Source organism: Lactobacillus leichmannii (genome assembly GCF_024701915.1).
Classification (GTDB): Bacteria; Bacillota; Bacilli; order Lactobacillales; family Lactobacillaceae; genus Lactobacillus; species Lactobacillus delbrueckii.
The window spans coordinates 26,178-41,030 of record NZ_QOCY01000037.1 but is presented as its reverse complement, the minus strand read 5'-3'; the positions used below and the strand labels follow the sequence as shown (position 1 = coordinate 41,030).

Sequence of the window (14,853 nt, the reverse complement as noted above, 5' to 3'; positions counted from 1 at the left end):
GATATTTAGTGAAGCATTTCTTTAGCATTATTGGCGGGATGGGGACCATTGCGACCGAAAGCTATGTCCGCTTGATCAACCACCGGGTCAAGATCAGCAAGGACCAGGACTACTTGAACTACATCTTGGTCAATGATGCCCAGGTGCCAGATCGGACGGCCTACATCAAGGACCACAGCCAGCCGAATTTTTTCAATGCGCTTAAAGAAGATGTTTTAGGCCAGGCCAAGCTGGGGCCGGACTTCATGGTCATGCCCTGCAACACGGCCCACTACTTTTATGACGACCTGGCGGCCTTGACCGACATTCCCTTCCTGCACATGATGCGGATTGCCGTGCACCAATATGTCGACCAGTTCCCAAACAGTCCCAAGATCGGCTTGATCGCGACTGAAGGGTCAATTTACGACCACCTTTATGAAGACGAGATCCACCGGGTGGGACGGGAAGTCGAATTCGGCGGTCCCGAGATCCAGCCGATGGTGACGGAATTGATCTACCGGGACATCAAGGAGAAGGGGATCGTCGACAAGGAGCTCTACCATGAGATCCTCCGCAAGATGCACGACGAATATGGCTGCGACGTGATCCTGCTGGGCTGCACGGAACTTTCCTTAGCCCAGGAGCAGGCGCCGGACCACCCCTACCAGGTTATCGACCCCCAGTCGATCATCGCTGACGTGTCGATCGAACTGGCTCTGGCGATCAGGAACGGGCAAGATCCCCGCCAGGCCTGCCAGAAATATCTATATGACTAAATAAAAGAACAGGGTTTCCTGGTCTTTTTTGCTTGCCTGGCTAATTTTAAGTATGTTTTGGTCAAAAAAAGTCAATTTTTTAGGAAAATCGCTCATTTTTGACGGAAAATGATTGCTTTTGACTGAGAAAGCCTTCACAATAGATAACGAGGTAAGATAAAGATGCTGACGGAAGAGCGGCAACAAATGATTGCCCATTATGTAGACGAACATCAGATTTGCCGCGTAACGGAACTTTGCCGCTTGACCTCGACATCCGAGTCGACGATCAGACGCGATCTGAGTGAAATGGAAGACCGGGGCCTGCTTAAACGAGTCCACGGCGGAGCGCAGAGCCTGCAGACTTTTGGCCAGGATGTGGCCCAGCAGATCCGCTTCAATCTGAACAAGGATGACAAGCTGGCTATTGCCCGCCTGGCCGCCAGGAAGGTCCGCCCGCACGACTATCTCTTTTTAGACGCGGGGACGACCATTTATGAAATGGTTCCCTTTTTAAAAGAGATCAGCGGCCTGCACGTGGTGACCAACGGGCTGGAAACGGCCCTGGCCTTGACTGACGCTGGAATTGACTGCTGCCTTTTAGGCGGCCATGTCAAGCGGCAGACCCACGCGGCCATTGGCGCGACCACTGTCTCCCGCTTGCAGGAGCTGAACTTCAACGCGGCTTTCATTGGGGCCAACGCCCTGAGCCCGGCCGGCTTTTTAACCACGCCGGACACTGAGGAAGCTGCCGTGAAAAGGACGGCTATCCAGCAAAGCCAGCAGGCTTTCGTTTTAATCGACCGCAGCAAATTTAACGCGGTAACTTTTGCCGAATTCGCCAAGACCGACCAGGTGACCATCATCAGCCGCCTGGAGGCTGGCGACCGGGAGAAATTGCCAGTAAATATTCAACTTGAGGAGGCTAAATAATGATTTACACCGTGACTGTCAACCCAGCTTTGGACTACGTTCTGCAACTGCCAGAAGTCAAGGACGGGGAGACCAACCGGTCAAGCGACACCCAGTTCTTAGCTGGGGGCAAGGGGATCAACGTTTCCCAGATTCTTAACCAATTAGGCGTGGACAACACTGCCTGGGGCTTTGTCGGCGGCTTTACCGGCGAAGAATTGATCCGCCAATTGAACGTCAAGAAGATCAGCAGCGACTTCGTAAGAATCAGCGACGACACCCGGGTGAACGTTAAGATCCACGCCCAGGAAGAAACTGAAATAAACGCGGCTGGCCCGGACATTACCGACCAGGAAGTCGCAGCCTTCAAGTCCCGCCTGGACGACCTGGAAGCAGGCGATGTCGTTGTTTTGAGCGGCAGCCTGGCTCCAAGCCTGCCAACGGACTTCTACGAAAGCCTTCTGCCGCTGATCCGGGAAAAGGGGGCGGAATTCGTCGTTGACACGACTGGCGAAGCCCTGCTGCGTACTTTGAAGTTCAATCCATTGGTTATCAAGCCAAACCACCACGAACTGGCTGACCTCTTTGACACCAGCTTCTCATCAACTGCCGACATGCTGGAAGCAGCCAAGAAGCTGCAGAAGCTGGGCGCGCAAAACGTCATGATCTCCATGGCTGGCGAAGGTGCTTACCTGGTAACTGCTGACCACGTCTACCACGCCAACGCGGCCACGGGCACGGCGGTCAACTCCGTTGGCGCCGGGGACTCCATGATTGCCGGTTTCGTCGGCACCTGGTTTGAAAAGCACGACGCGGCTGAAGGCCTCCGGGTCGGCAGCGCCTGCGGCGGGGCAACGGCTTTCACTGAAGACATCGCGGTTAAGAGCCAAATCGACGCCGTTTTGCCGCAAATCAAGATCGACGTCGTTGAATAAAGGGAATAAGAAGTAACAAAGTATTTTTTAGTAACTGAGGAGAACAAGATGCGGATTAAAGACATTTTGAGCCCAGAGTCGATGATTATGGACTTGCAGGCTACCACCAAGGAAGAAGCCATCAACGAAATGGCCGACTTGGAAGTAGCTACGGGCGTCGTCAACAACAAGGAAAAGTTCGTTGAATCCATCTGGGCCCGGGAAAAGGAATCCACTACCGGGATCGGCGGCGGGATTGCCATGCCTCACGCCAGAAACGAATACATTAATAAGGCTCGGGTGCTTTTTGCCAAGAGTGAAAAGGGCGTGGACTTCGACTCATTAGACCAGCAGCCAGTCTACCTCTTCTTCATGATCACTGCCCCAGCCGGTGCGGACAACACCCACTTGCAAGCCCTGGCTAAGCTGAGCAGCCTCTTGATCAACCCTGACCTGGTTGAAAAGCTGAAGGCAGCTAAGACGGCTGACGAAGTTATCGACCTCTTCAGCCAGGCAGAAGCTGACAAGGACAAGGAAGACGCTGAACGCGAAGCCGAGCTGGCCGCTAAGAAGGAAGCAGAAGCTAAGGCAGCTAGTGACGAAAAGCCATTGATCGTCGGCGTTACTGCCTGCATCAACGGGATCGCCCACACTTACATGGCTGAAGAAGCCCTGATCAAGGCCGGTGAAAAGCGCGGCGTTGAAGTCCGGATTGAAACCAACGGTTCAGAAGGCGTTAAGCACGAACTGACTGCTGACGAAATCAAGCGGGCTAAGGGTGTTATCATCGCTTCCGACAAGCAGGTCAAGATGGCCCGCTTTGACGGCAAGCAACTGGTCAAGCACCCAGTTGTTGACGGGATCAACAAGCCAGACGAACTGATTGACGAGATCCTGTCCGGCAAGGGCAGCGTTTACCATGCAGAAGCTGGTGAAGCCAGTGAAAGCTCAGCTGCAAGCGACGGCAGCGTATGGTCAACCATCTACCGGCACTTGATGAACGGTATTTCCCACATGCTTCCGTTCGTTATCGGTGGCGGTATCTTGATGGCTATCTCCTTCCTGGTTGAACAATACATGGGTGGCGCCAAGAGCCCGGCCTTCATCTTCTTGAACAGTGCTGGTAACCTGGCCTTCGCCTTCATGGTTCCGGTTCTGGCCGGCTACATCGCTGAATCAATCGGTGACCTGCCAGCCTTGATGCCAGGTTTCGTCGGTGGTTTCATGGCCTCAATCGCCAACTCTTCCTTGGGTGGCTCTTACGCTGTTAACGCCGACGTCAAGGCTGCTTCACCAGCCGGCTTCCTGGGCGGGATTGCCATCGGTTTCATCGCCGGTTACCTGATCTTGGGCCTCAAGAAGCTCTTCGTTAAGCTGCCGAAGAACGTTGAAGGTATGAAGCCAATGTTGCTCTACCCAATCTTTGGTCTGCTCTTCGTAGCCTTGATCATGTACTACATCATCAACCCGGTCTTCGGTGCCTTGAACGGGGTTATCACCAACTTCTTGAACGGCATGGGCACTGGCAACCTGGTTCTCTTGACCACGATCCTGGCCGGCATGATGAGTATCGACATGGGTGGTCCTTTCAACAAGGCCGCTTACGTCTTCGCTTCAGGTGCCTTCGCCAACGACCCGACTTCCAAGACCTCAGCTATCTTGATGGCTGCCGTTATGGTTGGTGGTATGGTAGCACCATTCGCGACTGCTATCGCGACTACTTTCTTCAAGAACAAGTTTACCGAAGATGAACGCCGGGCCGGTGTTTCCAACTGGATCCTGGGCTTCTCCTTCATCACTGAAGGGGCTATCCCATTCGCCAGTGCTGACCCGCTGCACGTTATCGTCTCATCAATCGTCGGCAGTGCTGTCGGCGGGGCCCTGGTAGGTCTGTGGCACGTCGGCGTGCCAGCACCTCACGGTGGTTTCTGGGTTATCGCTTTGTCCAGCAACTGGCTGGGCTACCTGGGCGCCGTAGCTGTCGGCTCAATCGTAGCTGCTTTGATGATGGGCTTCTGGAAGAAACCAATTGAAAAGTAAACAAATAAGTTAAAATGCAAAACAGGAGGGGATTAAGTCCCTCCTGTTTTTGTGTTTAGCCCTAAATTTTCTTTTTAGAAAAAATACTGGCATTCTCCTGGAAGATTTGTTATATTCTACTATTACAGATTTTTTAAATGCGGACAAAAAGCAAGTAATAGCGGGCAAAATTCTGTAAGATAGATAGTGGAAAAAGCAAAAGAAAGCAAAAGTTTTATACTTACTGAAAAATGAGACGATTTATTACGAGAATGGAGCAGAAAAGATGATCAAGTTAATCGCGACCGACATGGATGGTACCTGGCTCAACTCCAAGAAGGAGTACGACCTGGACAAGTTCAAGCAAATCATGGACCTAGCCAGGGAAAAGGGGGTCAAGTTCGTCATCGCCAGCGGCAACCAGTATGAAAACCTGGTTACCCGTTTTCCAAAAGAATACCTCAGCCAGCTCTACTTCGTGGCTGAAAACGGGGCCTATGTCTTGAAGGGGCGGGAAATCCTCAACATCGTGGACTTAAACAGCGATGAACTGGCCACGATCCACGAGATCAAGGAAAAGTACGGCCAGGACCACCCGACTGTCTTGGCCGGGGTGAATAGCGCCTACACCTTGCAGAGCTACGGGGAAGAGTTTTACAACTACCTCCACCTTTTTTACCAGGAACTGAAAGCCGTGGACGACTACGAAAGCGTCAAGGACCGGATCTTCAAGTTCACTGTGGCGACCGGGGAAGGGGAATCATCAGCCTTTGCTCAGCAGCTCAAGCGGGAATTCCCGAGCCTGGACATGGTGGCTGGCAGCGACTCAGCCGTTGACATCAGCAAGCTGGGCATGAACAAGGCGGTAGGCCTCAAGCTTTTGGGCAAGCGCTACGGGGGCAACGACGTGGCCATGCTCCAATACGTGGGCCAGAGCTACGCGACAGCTACGGCTTTGCCGGAAGCCAAGCGGGCGGCTAACGGGATCATCGGCTCAAGCGATGAAAGTGCAGTCCAGGACAAGGTCCTGGACTTGCTGAAGAAGCTATAGAGAGACTGAGACTAGAGGTAAGTAAATGAGTAAAGCTTTGCAGGTCGTGGACTTGAGCATGAAGTTCGACGACCAGGAGATTTTTAAAAAGCTCAATTTCAGCTTGGAGACCGGGTCCATGACGGCTCTTTTGGGTCCTAACGGGGCCGGGAAGACCACCCTGGTCAGAATACTGATAGGGATGCTGAGCCCCAGCCACGGCTATTTTGAGCTGGCTGACGACGTAAAGGTGGGCTATGTGCCCCAGTTCCGCAATATCGACCCGGACTATCCCTTGTCGATCAAGTCCTTTATCGAATTAAACACGCCTTTTTGGAAGAGCCAGAAGGTTAAGGACCAGGTCAACCATATTTTGCAGGAGACCCACTTGAAAGGCCTGGCGGACACCAGGATGGGGGAGGCTTCCGGCGGGCAGAAGCAGCGGGCCTACCTGGCCCAGGCCCTCTTGGACCAGCCGAACTTCATCATTTTGGATGAAGCCACGGCCAGCCTGGACCCTAAGGCCAAGGAAGAATTGATGAGCCTGATCGCCCACCTCAACCATGAACACAAGATGACGGTCTTGTTCGTCACCCACGACATTCCTTTGGCCAAGCGCTATATGAAGGACTATCTTTACTTAAGCGACGGGACGGTCAGCCAGGGGAAGATGGAAGATTTTAAGGAGAGTTTCAACTGATGTTTGTCTACGAATTCATGCGCAATGCTTTTTGGGCGGCCACCTTTATCGCGATTACCTGCGGGGTGGTGGGCGTCTATGTCGTGGCCCGCAATTTCAGTTTCCTGGCCCACACCCTGTCGGAAATTGGCTTTGCCGGGGCGGCTTTTGCCATTTTGATGGGACTGAAGCCTTTGACGGGGATGCTGATTTTTGCCCTCCTGGGTTCAATCGGGGTCGGGGAATTGTCCATGCAGACTGAGCAGAAGGAGTCGTCGATTTCCGCGATTTCCGCCTTCTTCGTCGGCCTGGGGATCCTCTTTTTGTCCCTGTCCAGCTCAGCCAGCAGCTACGCGACCAACATTTTGTTCGGATCCATTATCGGGGTGTCCAGATCCAGCGTCTATCAGCTAGTCGGCCTGTCAGTGGTTGTCTTATTGATCATTTTTGCCATCCAGCGGCCCCTAAACTATGATTCCTTTGACCATATCGGGGCAGCGGCCCACCACATCAATACCGGCTTTGTCGGGGTGGTCTTCCTGGTGGCTTTGGCCATGGCGGTTTCCATCGGCTCCCAGGTGGTCGGGTCCATGCTGGTCTTTGTCCTTTTGACCATGCCGTCATCAACGGCCCGTTATTTGGGCAAGTCGATTCCGAGCATGCTGGCCTGGTCGGTCGGCCTGGCCCTGTTGGGGGTCTGGGCCGGGCTGTGCCTGGGCTACATCACCAACTGGCCGGTAACCTTTTTCATTTCGGTAATTGAGGTAACGGCTTACCTGCTGGTTTACTTCACCCAAGCCATAAAGAAGCGGGCGTAGTCAAATATGGAATTTTAGGAGCTCTTGAGCTCCTTTTCTTTTACCTAAAATTGTATTTTTCTATGCAATACTGGGCTTGAGAGCATTTTTTGCCAGTTAAGCATACAGAGTTTTTATCAAAAAGGGGGAAGTAAAAATGATCTACTGCGCTAACTGCGGCGCCAAAAACCAGGCCAATGCTACTTTCTGTGCCAATTGCGGGGCAAAGTTAGTTAAGCCGGCACAATCAAGCCAGCCAACTCAGCAAGTTCAACCCGTTAAGCCAGCTAAAACAGGCAAAAGGCGGGCCGACCTCAAGCAGGTCCGGAAGTGGAAGAAGCAAATCTTGATCGCCGCGGCTGTCTTGCTGGTCCTTTTGGCCGGCTACGGCTATGGCAAGGCATACTATGCCAAGGATAAGCAAATCGTGCAGCCTCTCCAGGAATACTACAAGGCCAACCCAGACCAAGGCAAGCAGCGAAGATGCTGAAGACCTTCTCCAGGACATTTGGGATGACAACGACAGCAAAGACTGGGTCAACGGCAGCAGCAATACCGGCTACCTCAGCATCAAAAAGCTGCACGACAACTGGGACGACTCTGACTCAGTAGCTAACTACAACGAAGTCGTCAGCGTCCTGTCCACCAGCCCGGCCGGCAGCGGCAAGACTTACGTCAACTACACGGTCACCCACAAATTCTCTTACACCGGTGACAAGGATGACACCAGCACTTACCAAAACGGGATCATCAGCCAGGACAGTGACGGCGACTACGTTTTGGAAAAATTAGGTACGCCTAAAGCTAAATAGCAAAATTTTTTAAATCTTTTTTGACGATCAATAGAGGCAACCTTGTTAACAAACAAGTTTGTGAAAAAATATATAGAGCCCCGCAATAGCGGGGCTTTTTTGGATCCTTCTTTTAGCAAACAAAAATATTGTGAAATAAGTTCAAGTACAAGCGCTAATATATCAACGTTTTAAAGCAAAATTCACATGACTTTTTAAGCGCTTTCATGTACAATAATCCTTGTGAAAAATACTTATAGAAGGAGTTATCTGAATGTGGGTTAAATTCATTTTTGCCTTGATCCCGATCGTCTGGCTGATCATCTCTCTGACAGCCTTGAAGATGCCTGCGGCCAAGGCAGCCGTTATTTCTCTTATCCTGGCAATCATTTTGGCCATTACTGCCTTCCAGTTGCCAGTCGTTGACACTTTGACCGGGACCTTGGAAGGGATCCTGGGCGGCCTGTTCCCGATTGTCTACATCATCGTGGCCGCCATGTTCACCTCCAAGGTAACTTTTAAATCCGGCGCCATGCAAAAAATCCAGGACATGCTCTGTGGTCTGACGACCGACAAGCGGGTCCTGGTCCTCTTGATCGCCTGGGGCTTCGGGGGCTTCCTGGAAGCCATCGCCGGCTTCGGGACCGCTGTTGCCATCCCGGCCAGCATCTTGATGACCTTCGGGATCAACCCGATTGAAGCTTCCGTTATCTGCCTGGTGGCAAACACCACCCCAACTGCCTTCGGGGCGGTCGGCCTGCCAGTCATCACCTTGGCCCAGACTGCCGGCCTGGACGTGATGAACACGGCCTTCGTGGTATCTCTGCAGCTGAGCGTTTTGATCCTGGTCATCCCTTACATCTTGGTTGGCCTGGTCGGCGGGGGCGTCAAGACTATCAAGGGGGTAGGCTTCATTACCTTCATGTCTGGTCTGGCTTTTGCCTTGCCGCAAATCTTAGTGGCTAAGTACGTTGGGGCGGAATTGCCAGCCATCGCTGGTTCCATCGTCTGCATCCTGGTTACGGCCCTCTTGGCCAAGCGGCACAAGGACGTGCCGGAATACTCCGCTTCTACCGGGGACATTGCCAAGCACTCAGCTGGTGAACTGCTGCAAGCCTGCGCGCCATTCATCTTAGTTTTCGTCTTCGTTTTGGCCGCTTCATCATTGTTCCCAGCCGTTAACAGCCTGCTCAACTCCGCGACTTTGAAGTTCCAGATTTACACTGGCAAAAATGCTGGTCAGTTCAGCCTCAACTGGCTGTCTTCACCAGGGACCTTGATCTTGTTGGCTACCTTCATCGGGGCCATGATCCAGGGCTTGAGCGTTAAGGAAACTTTTGGCATCCTCTGGAACCTGATTAAGGGGATCGGCAAGACGGCGGTGACTATTTCCGCTATCGTGGCCCTGGCTAAGGTTATGGGCTATGCCGGCATGACCAGTGCCATCGCGGTTGTTTTGGTCAAGGTCATGGGTCCGGTTTACCCATTGATCGCGCCAATCATCGGTGCCCTGGGGACTTTCGTGACTGGGTCAGACACCAGTTCCAACATCCTTTTCGCCAAATTGCAGGCCTCAGCTGCCCGAAGCCTGGGCGTGAGTCAGACTTGGGTCGTGGCCAACAACATGGTCGGGGCTACTGCCGGGAAGATGATTTCCCCGCAATCCATCACGGTTGCGTCTACCGCTATCGGCCAGGAAGGCAGCGAAGGCACGATCTTGAAGCAGGCCTTCAAGTGGTGCGGGATCTACACTGCAATCATCTGTATCTTCCTGTACCTGGTCGGCTTGGCTACGGGCCAGCTGCACTTCTAGTACTTCTAATTTTTTTGAGCAGATTCTAAAAAGCAAAAGATTGGCCCAAAAGTAAGCGATTAAATGCTATGATAATCCTTGTAAGTTAACAGTAATTAATAGTAATTTTTTAATGATTGAGGAGATTTCCATGACACATTACATCAAGGGCTTCCCGCAAAGCGAAGCAGATGAAGACTTAAAATTTGTTAACGTTGATGAGCTTGAAGAAAAGGCCAAGGAAGTAATGCCGGAAGGGGCTTACTACTACGTAGCCTCAGGTTCAGAATATGAATGGACTTGGAGAAACAACACTACTGCCTTCAACCACTACCAGATTGTTCCCCGGGCCTTGACCGGGATGGACAACCCGTCAACTGAAACTGAATTCCTGGGCATGAAGCTGAAGACGCCGATCATGATCTCACCAATCGCTTGTCATGGGATCTCCCACGCTGACGCTGAAGTTGCTACCCAAAAGGGGGCAGCTTTGGCTGGAGCCATGTTTACTTCCAGCACTTACGGCAACAAGCCGGTTGAAGAAATCGCTGCCGCTGCGCCAGATGCTCCGCGGATGTTCCAGCTTTACCTTTCAAAGAACTGGGACTTCAACAAGATGGTCTTTGACGCGATCAACGCTGCTGGCTACAAGGCAATCCTGTTGACGGTTGACGCTTTGGTATCAGGCTACCGGGAAGCCAACCTGCGGACCAACTTTGCCTTCCCGGTACCGCTGGACTTCTTCACCCGTTTCCAAGGCGCCAAGGGCGAAGGGCAAACGGTTGCGCAAATGTACGCTTCCAGCGCCCAGAACATCGGTCCGGATGACATCAAGCGGATCAAGGAAATGTCCGGCTTGCCAGTCATCGTTAAGGGTGTCAACTGTGCTGAAGACGTTGAAGTTGCTTTGACTGCCGGCGCAGACGGCGTTTACGTGACTAACCACGGTGGCCGGGAAATCGACGGTGCTCCTGCAACTATTGACGTATTGCCAGAAGTTGTTGAAGCAGTCAACGGCCGCTGCCCGGTTATCTTCGACGGTGGTGTCCGCCGGGGCTCCCATGTCTTCAAGGCTTTGGCTTTAGGGGCTGACCTAGTTGGTATTGGCCGTCCTTACCTTTACGGCCTGGCTTTGGGTGGCCCGCACGGGGTTGCTTCAGTCATCAACGAATTGAACGATGAATTGAAGATCGACATGCAACTGACTGGCTGCAAGACGATTGAAGACGTTAAGCACGCCCGCTTGACTGACTTCCAGTACGCTGGCGACACTAAGCCATCCAGCACTGACCCGCGGGTGCGCAAGCCATACCCAGTTACCGCGGTCAACCAAATCAAGTCTGAACCAGACGCGGCTACTGGTGCTTCACACCACTAAGATTGAACATGTGTCAAGTTTAATAGCAAAAAACGAAGCTACTCACTTTGAGCAGCTTCGTTTTCTTTTCTACAATTTTTTGATTAAGTCAGTAAATTCGTCCAGTCTTTCCGCAAAGACCTTGAAGGCATCTTCCAGGTAGTCGGACTTGGTCATGTCGACGCCGGCCTTCTGCATGATGTTGATCGGGTAGTCGCTGGAGCCGGACTTAAGGAAGTCCAGGTACTTCTCCTTGTCTTCCTGGCTGCCGTAAGTAATCTTGTTAGCCAGGGCAGTTGCCGCGGCAAAGCCGGTCGCGTACTGGTAGACGTAGAAGTTGTAATAGAAGTGAGGAATCCGGGCCCATTCCAGGTCGATGTCGCTGCCCAGGCTGATCGCCGGGCCGTAGTACTGCTGGTTGAGCCGGTCGTAGAAGCCACACAGGTAGTCAGCCGTCAAGGCTTCACCCGCCTGGTCGCTTTCATGAATGAACTTCTCGAATTCCGCGAACTGGGTCTGCCGGTAGACCGTTCCTTTAAAGGAGCTCAAGTAGTAGTTGAGCAAGAAGGCCCGGGTCTTTGGATCCGTCACCCGATCCAGGAAGTAGTTGGTCAGCAGGTTTTCATTGGTCGTTGAGGCAATTTCCGCGACAAAGATCGGATAGTCCCCGTACACGTATGGCTGGTTTTCCCGGGTGTACATGCTGTGGACTGAGTGGCCGGTCTCGTGGACCAGGGTGTAGAGGGAATCCAGGTCCCCCTGCCAGTTCAAGAGCTCATAGGCGTCGGTGTCATAAGCCCCGCCGGAGTAGGCCCCGCTTTGCTTGTGCATGTTAGCCACGTGGTCGATGCAGCGGTTATTGAAGAGGTAGTCGACGTGTTTGACATAGTCCTTGCCCAAAACCTGCAGGGCCTCTCTGGCCTGGGCCTTGGCTTCAGCGAAAGTGTAGCTGAGGCTTGGCTTGCCCGTGATCGGCACGTACATGTCCCACATTTGCAGGTCGCCCTTCAGGTCCAGGATCTCTTCGCGCAAGTTGACATAGCGGTGGAGGAGGTCCAGGTGCTTGTGGACGCTAGTCAAAAGCTGGTTGTAGACGTCGACAGGGATGTTGTTTTCTGACAGAGCCGCGGCTAAGGCGTCCTGGTAGTGGTGGGTCTGGGCATCAAAGTTGTGGGCCTTGACATTGCCGGCCAAGGTTGAGGCAAAAGTTGACGCGAACTGGCCGTAGACAGCGTAAAGGGCGTCAAAGGCGTCCTCTCTGACTTCCCGGTTCTGGGACTGGATCAAGATGTCGTAGTTGGCTTCCGTCAGTTCCACTGCTTCCCCGTCTTCATCTTCAATGTAAGGGAATTGCAAATCGGAGTTGGTCAAGACGTTGAAGGTGTTGGCCGAAGCTGACAGGGCATCCCCGGCCGCCGATACCAGCTTCTCCTCTTCAGCTGGCAAAACGTGCTCTTCCTGCTTGACGATTTGTTCCAAATAGTGCCGGTAGTTTTCCAGTCTTGGCTCTTCCTTGAAAAAGGCGTCCAGGCCCTCTTTCCCCAAGGCTAAAACAGCCGGCTGAATGAAGGCAACAGCCGCCTGGTATTCAGCGGCCAGGCTCTGGGCGCGGGAATTGAGGGCCAGCTTCTTCTGGTTGCTGGTGTCGACGTCGCTGGCCATGCTGGCATAGACGTAGATCTTGGACAGGCGGCGGTCAACGGCAAAAATCTGGGTCAAGCGGTCATAGAGGACGGCCGCACTCTCCGTAAAGCCGTCTTCCAAGGCCGGCAGGGCCTTGACTTCCTGCTTGACAGCTTTAAAGGCGGCCTCCCAGTCCGCCTCAGTCTTGAAGATCCGGGTCAAGTCCCAGGTCTGTTCTTTGGGAACCTCACTGCGATAAGGGATTTCCATACGATACCTCTTCTTTTTCTCATTACTTTACGTTCTATTTTACGATACTTGATATTCTACTGCTGCAAAAAAACGTGTGCAATGTAGCCAAACCGTAATCTTTGACTACGTATGTCCAAAGACATGAATACAGACATTTTTCTTATTGCCGTCATCACCAGTATTCCGATATCCCAACAAGGGGGTAACCGCATTGACCAGCGCAGGTACCGAAGCACCACTCTTGCAACTTCAGGGAAAGGCTCTCACCAATCCTCGGGTACAGCCAACCCGCATGACTAAGGCCAGGGCCTTAGCCACTAACTCTCCTTTCTTTAAAAATTATAGCGCATGATTTAATTCTGGGTGCTCAGTCAGCGCTAAAAGACTGAGCATCGCATTCTTATCCCGATCTACAACCTTATTGTAGTTTGGGCATTTTTGGTTGTAGCAGACGTACTCATTGTGTTTAGTACCATGCTTCTTGTTTCCGTAAAGGGTGATCTTGTCATCACCTTTTTTGACATTTCCACAAGCCGCACAACGCTGAGTAGACGGATACAGCTTATTTGCCAGAATAAGTTCCTTACCATACCAATCGCACTTGTAGGTCAAGAATTGCTTAAACTTGCCAAACATCGACCGGTGAACACCCTTTGAAGCTACGTGGCTCATCAGCATACCCTTGACTGACAGATTTTCAATCACGATCTTGTCGTAGTTATTGACCAGTTCAGTCGTAAACTTCTGCATCAAGTCGTTTTGGATATTGCTTGCCTTGCGATAGCATGCTTGAAGCTTGGCTTTCGTCTTCAAGTAGTTCTCGCTTTCGCAAGCAGCTTCTCCATTTTTGACTTGCTTTTTGGCAAGCTGCCTTTGATAGTGCTTGATTTTCCCATAAATTTTATCAAGCTTCTTAGGCAATACGTTCATGCGACCTCCCGTGTAATCAAAGTGACCAACATTGACGTCAACCGCGGTAGCTTTACCTTTTTTGTCTGGCAGCTTAATATCTTCAGCCTTGATCTTATACGGGATAGCAACGTAATAACGGCCTTTTTCTTTGAAGTAGCTGACAACGCCAAATTCATCTGACAAAGGCTTTTCACTCAGCTTAAAGCCGCGCCATTGGTCTTTTGGAACGCTACTTTCTTTTGCCCGTTCCAAATAAAGAATTCCATCTTTGATCTTGCTCTGGTCACTTTTGAAGCCTTGTCTGGCTTCCCGCTTTGACCGAAATTTTGGTTTGCCCCAGCCTGGTTGGGCCTTGTCAAAGAAATTGTTCCAAGCCTTACCCAAATCAGAAATTGCCAGTTGCAGAATCCGGGCTGACTGTGTATACTGCCAGTCTTTTTTATCGGCAACTAACATATTACGAACTCTTCGTTCACTCGGTGAAGGCTTGTCTTTAAGCAGCACTTTCTGTTCTTCGGTCAGCTTTTTGGAGTCGGTGGACAAAGAAGATTTAAGTGTTTGTCTTGCCTTATACATTTCATTCCACAAGGCGAGGCCTTGATTCCAGCAATAACGACGGTAGTCACAAGCTTCATCCAAAACTTTTCTCATAGTCTTGTTGGGACGTAGTTCATAGACTCTTGTCTGAATTAATTCTGCCGGTGCTTCTTTTACCTGTTCCGCCATTTGATTTCACCGCCTTTCAGAATTATATCTTTGTTTCGAGGAATATTTTAGCAGGTATTCCTGCTGATTTCCAAACATATGTTTTTGAAGTGTGGGTGAAAGCTGGGATCTATCCTAAAGCAAAGTTCCGGATTTCCCTAAATTAATTGAACTTAGAACCTACCTGTTATCTCTTACATATAATCAAACACATTAAGTACGTTTTTCGCCACTAGTATTGTCCTCTCAAAGCGGCTTTTTGCCAAAAAATAAGATAGTCTAAATATTACCACGCCTGGTTCATTAAATGCCTTTTTCATGCGAAAATAAATA

General features: G+C 51.5%; 13 protein-coding genes. 11 read left to right on the top strand and 2 right to left on the bottom strand.

Annotated features, from left to right (window positions below; genetic code table 11):
* Positions 1 to 8: 8 nt before the first annotated feature.
* The 11 genes from DS743_RS03940 to DS743_RS03890 all read left to right on the top strand — a co-directional run bounded on the left by DS743_RS03940 (position 9) and on the right by DS743_RS03890 (position 11,049).
* On the top strand, positions 9 to 758 hold the full coding sequence (locus tag DS743_RS03940; RefSeq protein ID WP_003613284.1) for an aspartate/glutamate racemase family protein: 750 nt from the start codon (positions 9 to 11) through the stop codon (positions 756 to 758).
* Positions 759 to 920: 162 nt separating this feature from the next.
* Positions 921 to 1,670 carry a DeoR/GlpR family DNA-binding transcription regulator gene (locus DS743_RS03935; protein WP_035184988.1) on the top strand — a complete coding sequence of 250 codons (750 nt, stop codon included), beginning with the start codon at positions 921 to 923 and terminating at the stop codon, positions 1,668 to 1,670.
* Positions 1,670 to 2,584, top strand: coding sequence for a 1-phosphofructokinase (pfkB, locus tag DS743_RS03930; RefSeq protein ID WP_002879506.1), 915 nt, complete (start codon positions 1,670 to 1,672; stop codon positions 2,582 to 2,584). Before DS743_RS03935 ends, pfkB begins: the two co-directional genes overlap by 1 nt.
* Positions 2,585 to 2,632: 48 nt before the next feature.
* A complete protein-coding gene (locus tag DS743_RS03925) occupies positions 2,633 to 4,603 on the top strand; it encodes a PTS fructose transporter subunit IIABC (RefSeq protein WP_035184990.1) in 1,971 nt (656 codons plus the stop codon).
* A gap of 265 nt (positions 4,604 to 4,868) precedes the next feature.
* Positions 4,869 to 5,633: an HAD hydrolase family protein gene (locus DS743_RS03920; protein ID WP_035184992.1), complete on the top strand. Its 765-nt coding sequence runs from the start codon at positions 4,869 to 4,871 to the stop codon at positions 5,631 to 5,633.
* A gap of 25 nt (positions 5,634 to 5,658) precedes the next feature.
* Positions 5,659 to 6,312 (top strand): metal ABC transporter ATP-binding protein, encoded by a 654-nt coding sequence (locus DS743_RS03915; protein WP_035171662.1) that lies wholly within the window; start codon positions 5,659 to 5,661, stop codon positions 6,310 to 6,312.
* Entirely contained in the window at positions 6,312 to 7,109 is a 798-nt protein-coding gene (locus DS743_RS03910) for a metal ABC transporter permease (protein WP_035184994.1), read from the top strand. Before DS743_RS03915 ends, DS743_RS03910 begins: the two co-directional genes overlap by 1 nt.
* A gap of 136 nt (positions 7,110 to 7,245) precedes the next feature.
* Positions 7,246 to 7,578, top strand: coding sequence for a zinc-ribbon domain-containing protein (locus DS743_RS03905; protein WP_072544324.1), 333 nt, complete (start codon positions 7,246 to 7,248; stop codon positions 7,576 to 7,578).
* Complete coding sequence (locus tag DS743_RS03900) at positions 7,496 to 7,900, top strand: DUF3804 family protein (protein ID WP_035184996.1); 405 nt, start codon at positions 7,496 to 7,498, stop codon at positions 7,898 to 7,900. The genes DS743_RS03905 and DS743_RS03900 overlap by 83 nt, the downstream gene beginning before the upstream one ends.
* A 253-nt stretch (positions 7,901 to 8,153) precedes the next feature.
* Positions 8,154 to 9,692 (top strand): L-lactate permease, encoded by a 1,539-nt coding sequence (locus tag DS743_RS03895; RefSeq protein ID WP_035184999.1) that lies wholly within the window; start codon positions 8,154 to 8,156, stop codon positions 9,690 to 9,692.
* A gap of 130 nt (positions 9,693 to 9,822) precedes the next feature.
* Entirely contained in the window at positions 9,823 to 11,049 is a 1,227-nt protein-coding gene (locus tag DS743_RS03890; protein WP_003613205.1) for a (S)-2-hydroxy-acid oxidase, read from the top strand.
* 69 nt (positions 11,050 to 11,118) lie between these two features.
* Here DS743_RS03890 and pepF read toward each other — a convergent pair whose 3' ends face one another.
* Both pepF and DS743_RS03880 read right to left on the bottom strand, forming a co-directional pair.
* Positions 11,119 to 12,921, bottom strand: a complete 1,803-nt coding sequence (pepF, locus tag DS743_RS03885) for an oligoendopeptidase F (RefSeq protein WP_035185001.1) — start codon at positions 12,919 to 12,921, stop codon at positions 11,119 to 11,121.
* A gap of 321 nt (positions 12,922 to 13,242) precedes the next feature.
* Positions 13,243 to 14,541 carry an RNA-guided endonuclease InsQ/TnpB family protein gene (locus tag DS743_RS03880; protein WP_035185003.1) on the bottom strand — a complete coding sequence of 433 codons (1,299 nt, stop codon included), beginning with the start codon at positions 14,539 to 14,541 and terminating at the stop codon, positions 13,243 to 13,245.
* Between the last annotated feature and the right edge of the window lie 312 nt (positions 14,542 to 14,853).

Excerpts from the sequence above, each read along its gene's own strand:
- DS743_RS03935 (WP_035184988.1), top strand. The coding sequence starts at position 921 with ATGCTGACGGAAGAGCGGCAACAAATGATTGCCCATTATGTAGACGAA.
- pfkB (WP_002879506.1), top strand. The coding sequence starts at position 1,670 with ATGATTTACACCGTGACTGTCAACCCAGCTTTGGACTACGTTCTGCAA.
- DS743_RS03925 (WP_035184990.1), top strand. The coding sequence starts at position 2,633 with ATGCGGATTAAAGACATTTTGAGCCCAGAGTCGATGATTATGGACTTG.
- DS743_RS03920 (WP_035184992.1), top strand. The coding sequence starts at position 4,869 with ATGATCAAGTTAATCGCGACCGACATGGATGGTACCTGGCTCAACTCC.
- DS743_RS03915 (WP_035171662.1), top strand. The coding sequence starts at position 5,659 with ATGAGTAAAGCTTTGCAGGTCGTGGACTTGAGCATGAAGTTCGACGAC.
- DS743_RS03910 (WP_035184994.1), top strand. The coding sequence starts at position 6,312 with ATGTTTGTCTACGAATTCATGCGCAATGCTTTTTGGGCGGCCACCTTT.
- DS743_RS03905 (WP_072544324.1), top strand. The coding sequence starts at position 7,246 with ATGATCTACTGCGCTAACTGCGGCGCCAAAAACCAGGCCAATGCTACT.
- DS743_RS03900 (WP_035184996.1), top strand. The coding sequence starts at position 7,496 with ATGCCAAGGATAAGCAAATCGTGCAGCCTCTCCAGGAATACTACAAGG.
- DS743_RS03895 (WP_035184999.1), top strand. The coding sequence starts at position 8,154 with ATGTGGGTTAAATTCATTTTTGCCTTGATCCCGATCGTCTGGCTGATC.
- DS743_RS03890 (WP_003613205.1), top strand. The coding sequence starts at position 9,823 with ATGACACATTACATCAAGGGCTTCCCGCAAAGCGAAGCAGATGAAGAC.
- pepF (WP_035185001.1), bottom strand. The coding sequence starts at position 12,921 with ATGGAAATCCCTTATCGCAGTGAGGTTCCCAAAGAACAGACCTGGGAC.
- DS743_RS03880 (WP_035185003.1), bottom strand. The coding sequence starts at position 14,541 with ATGGCGGAACAGGTAAAAGAAGCACCGGCAGAATTAATTCAGACAAGA.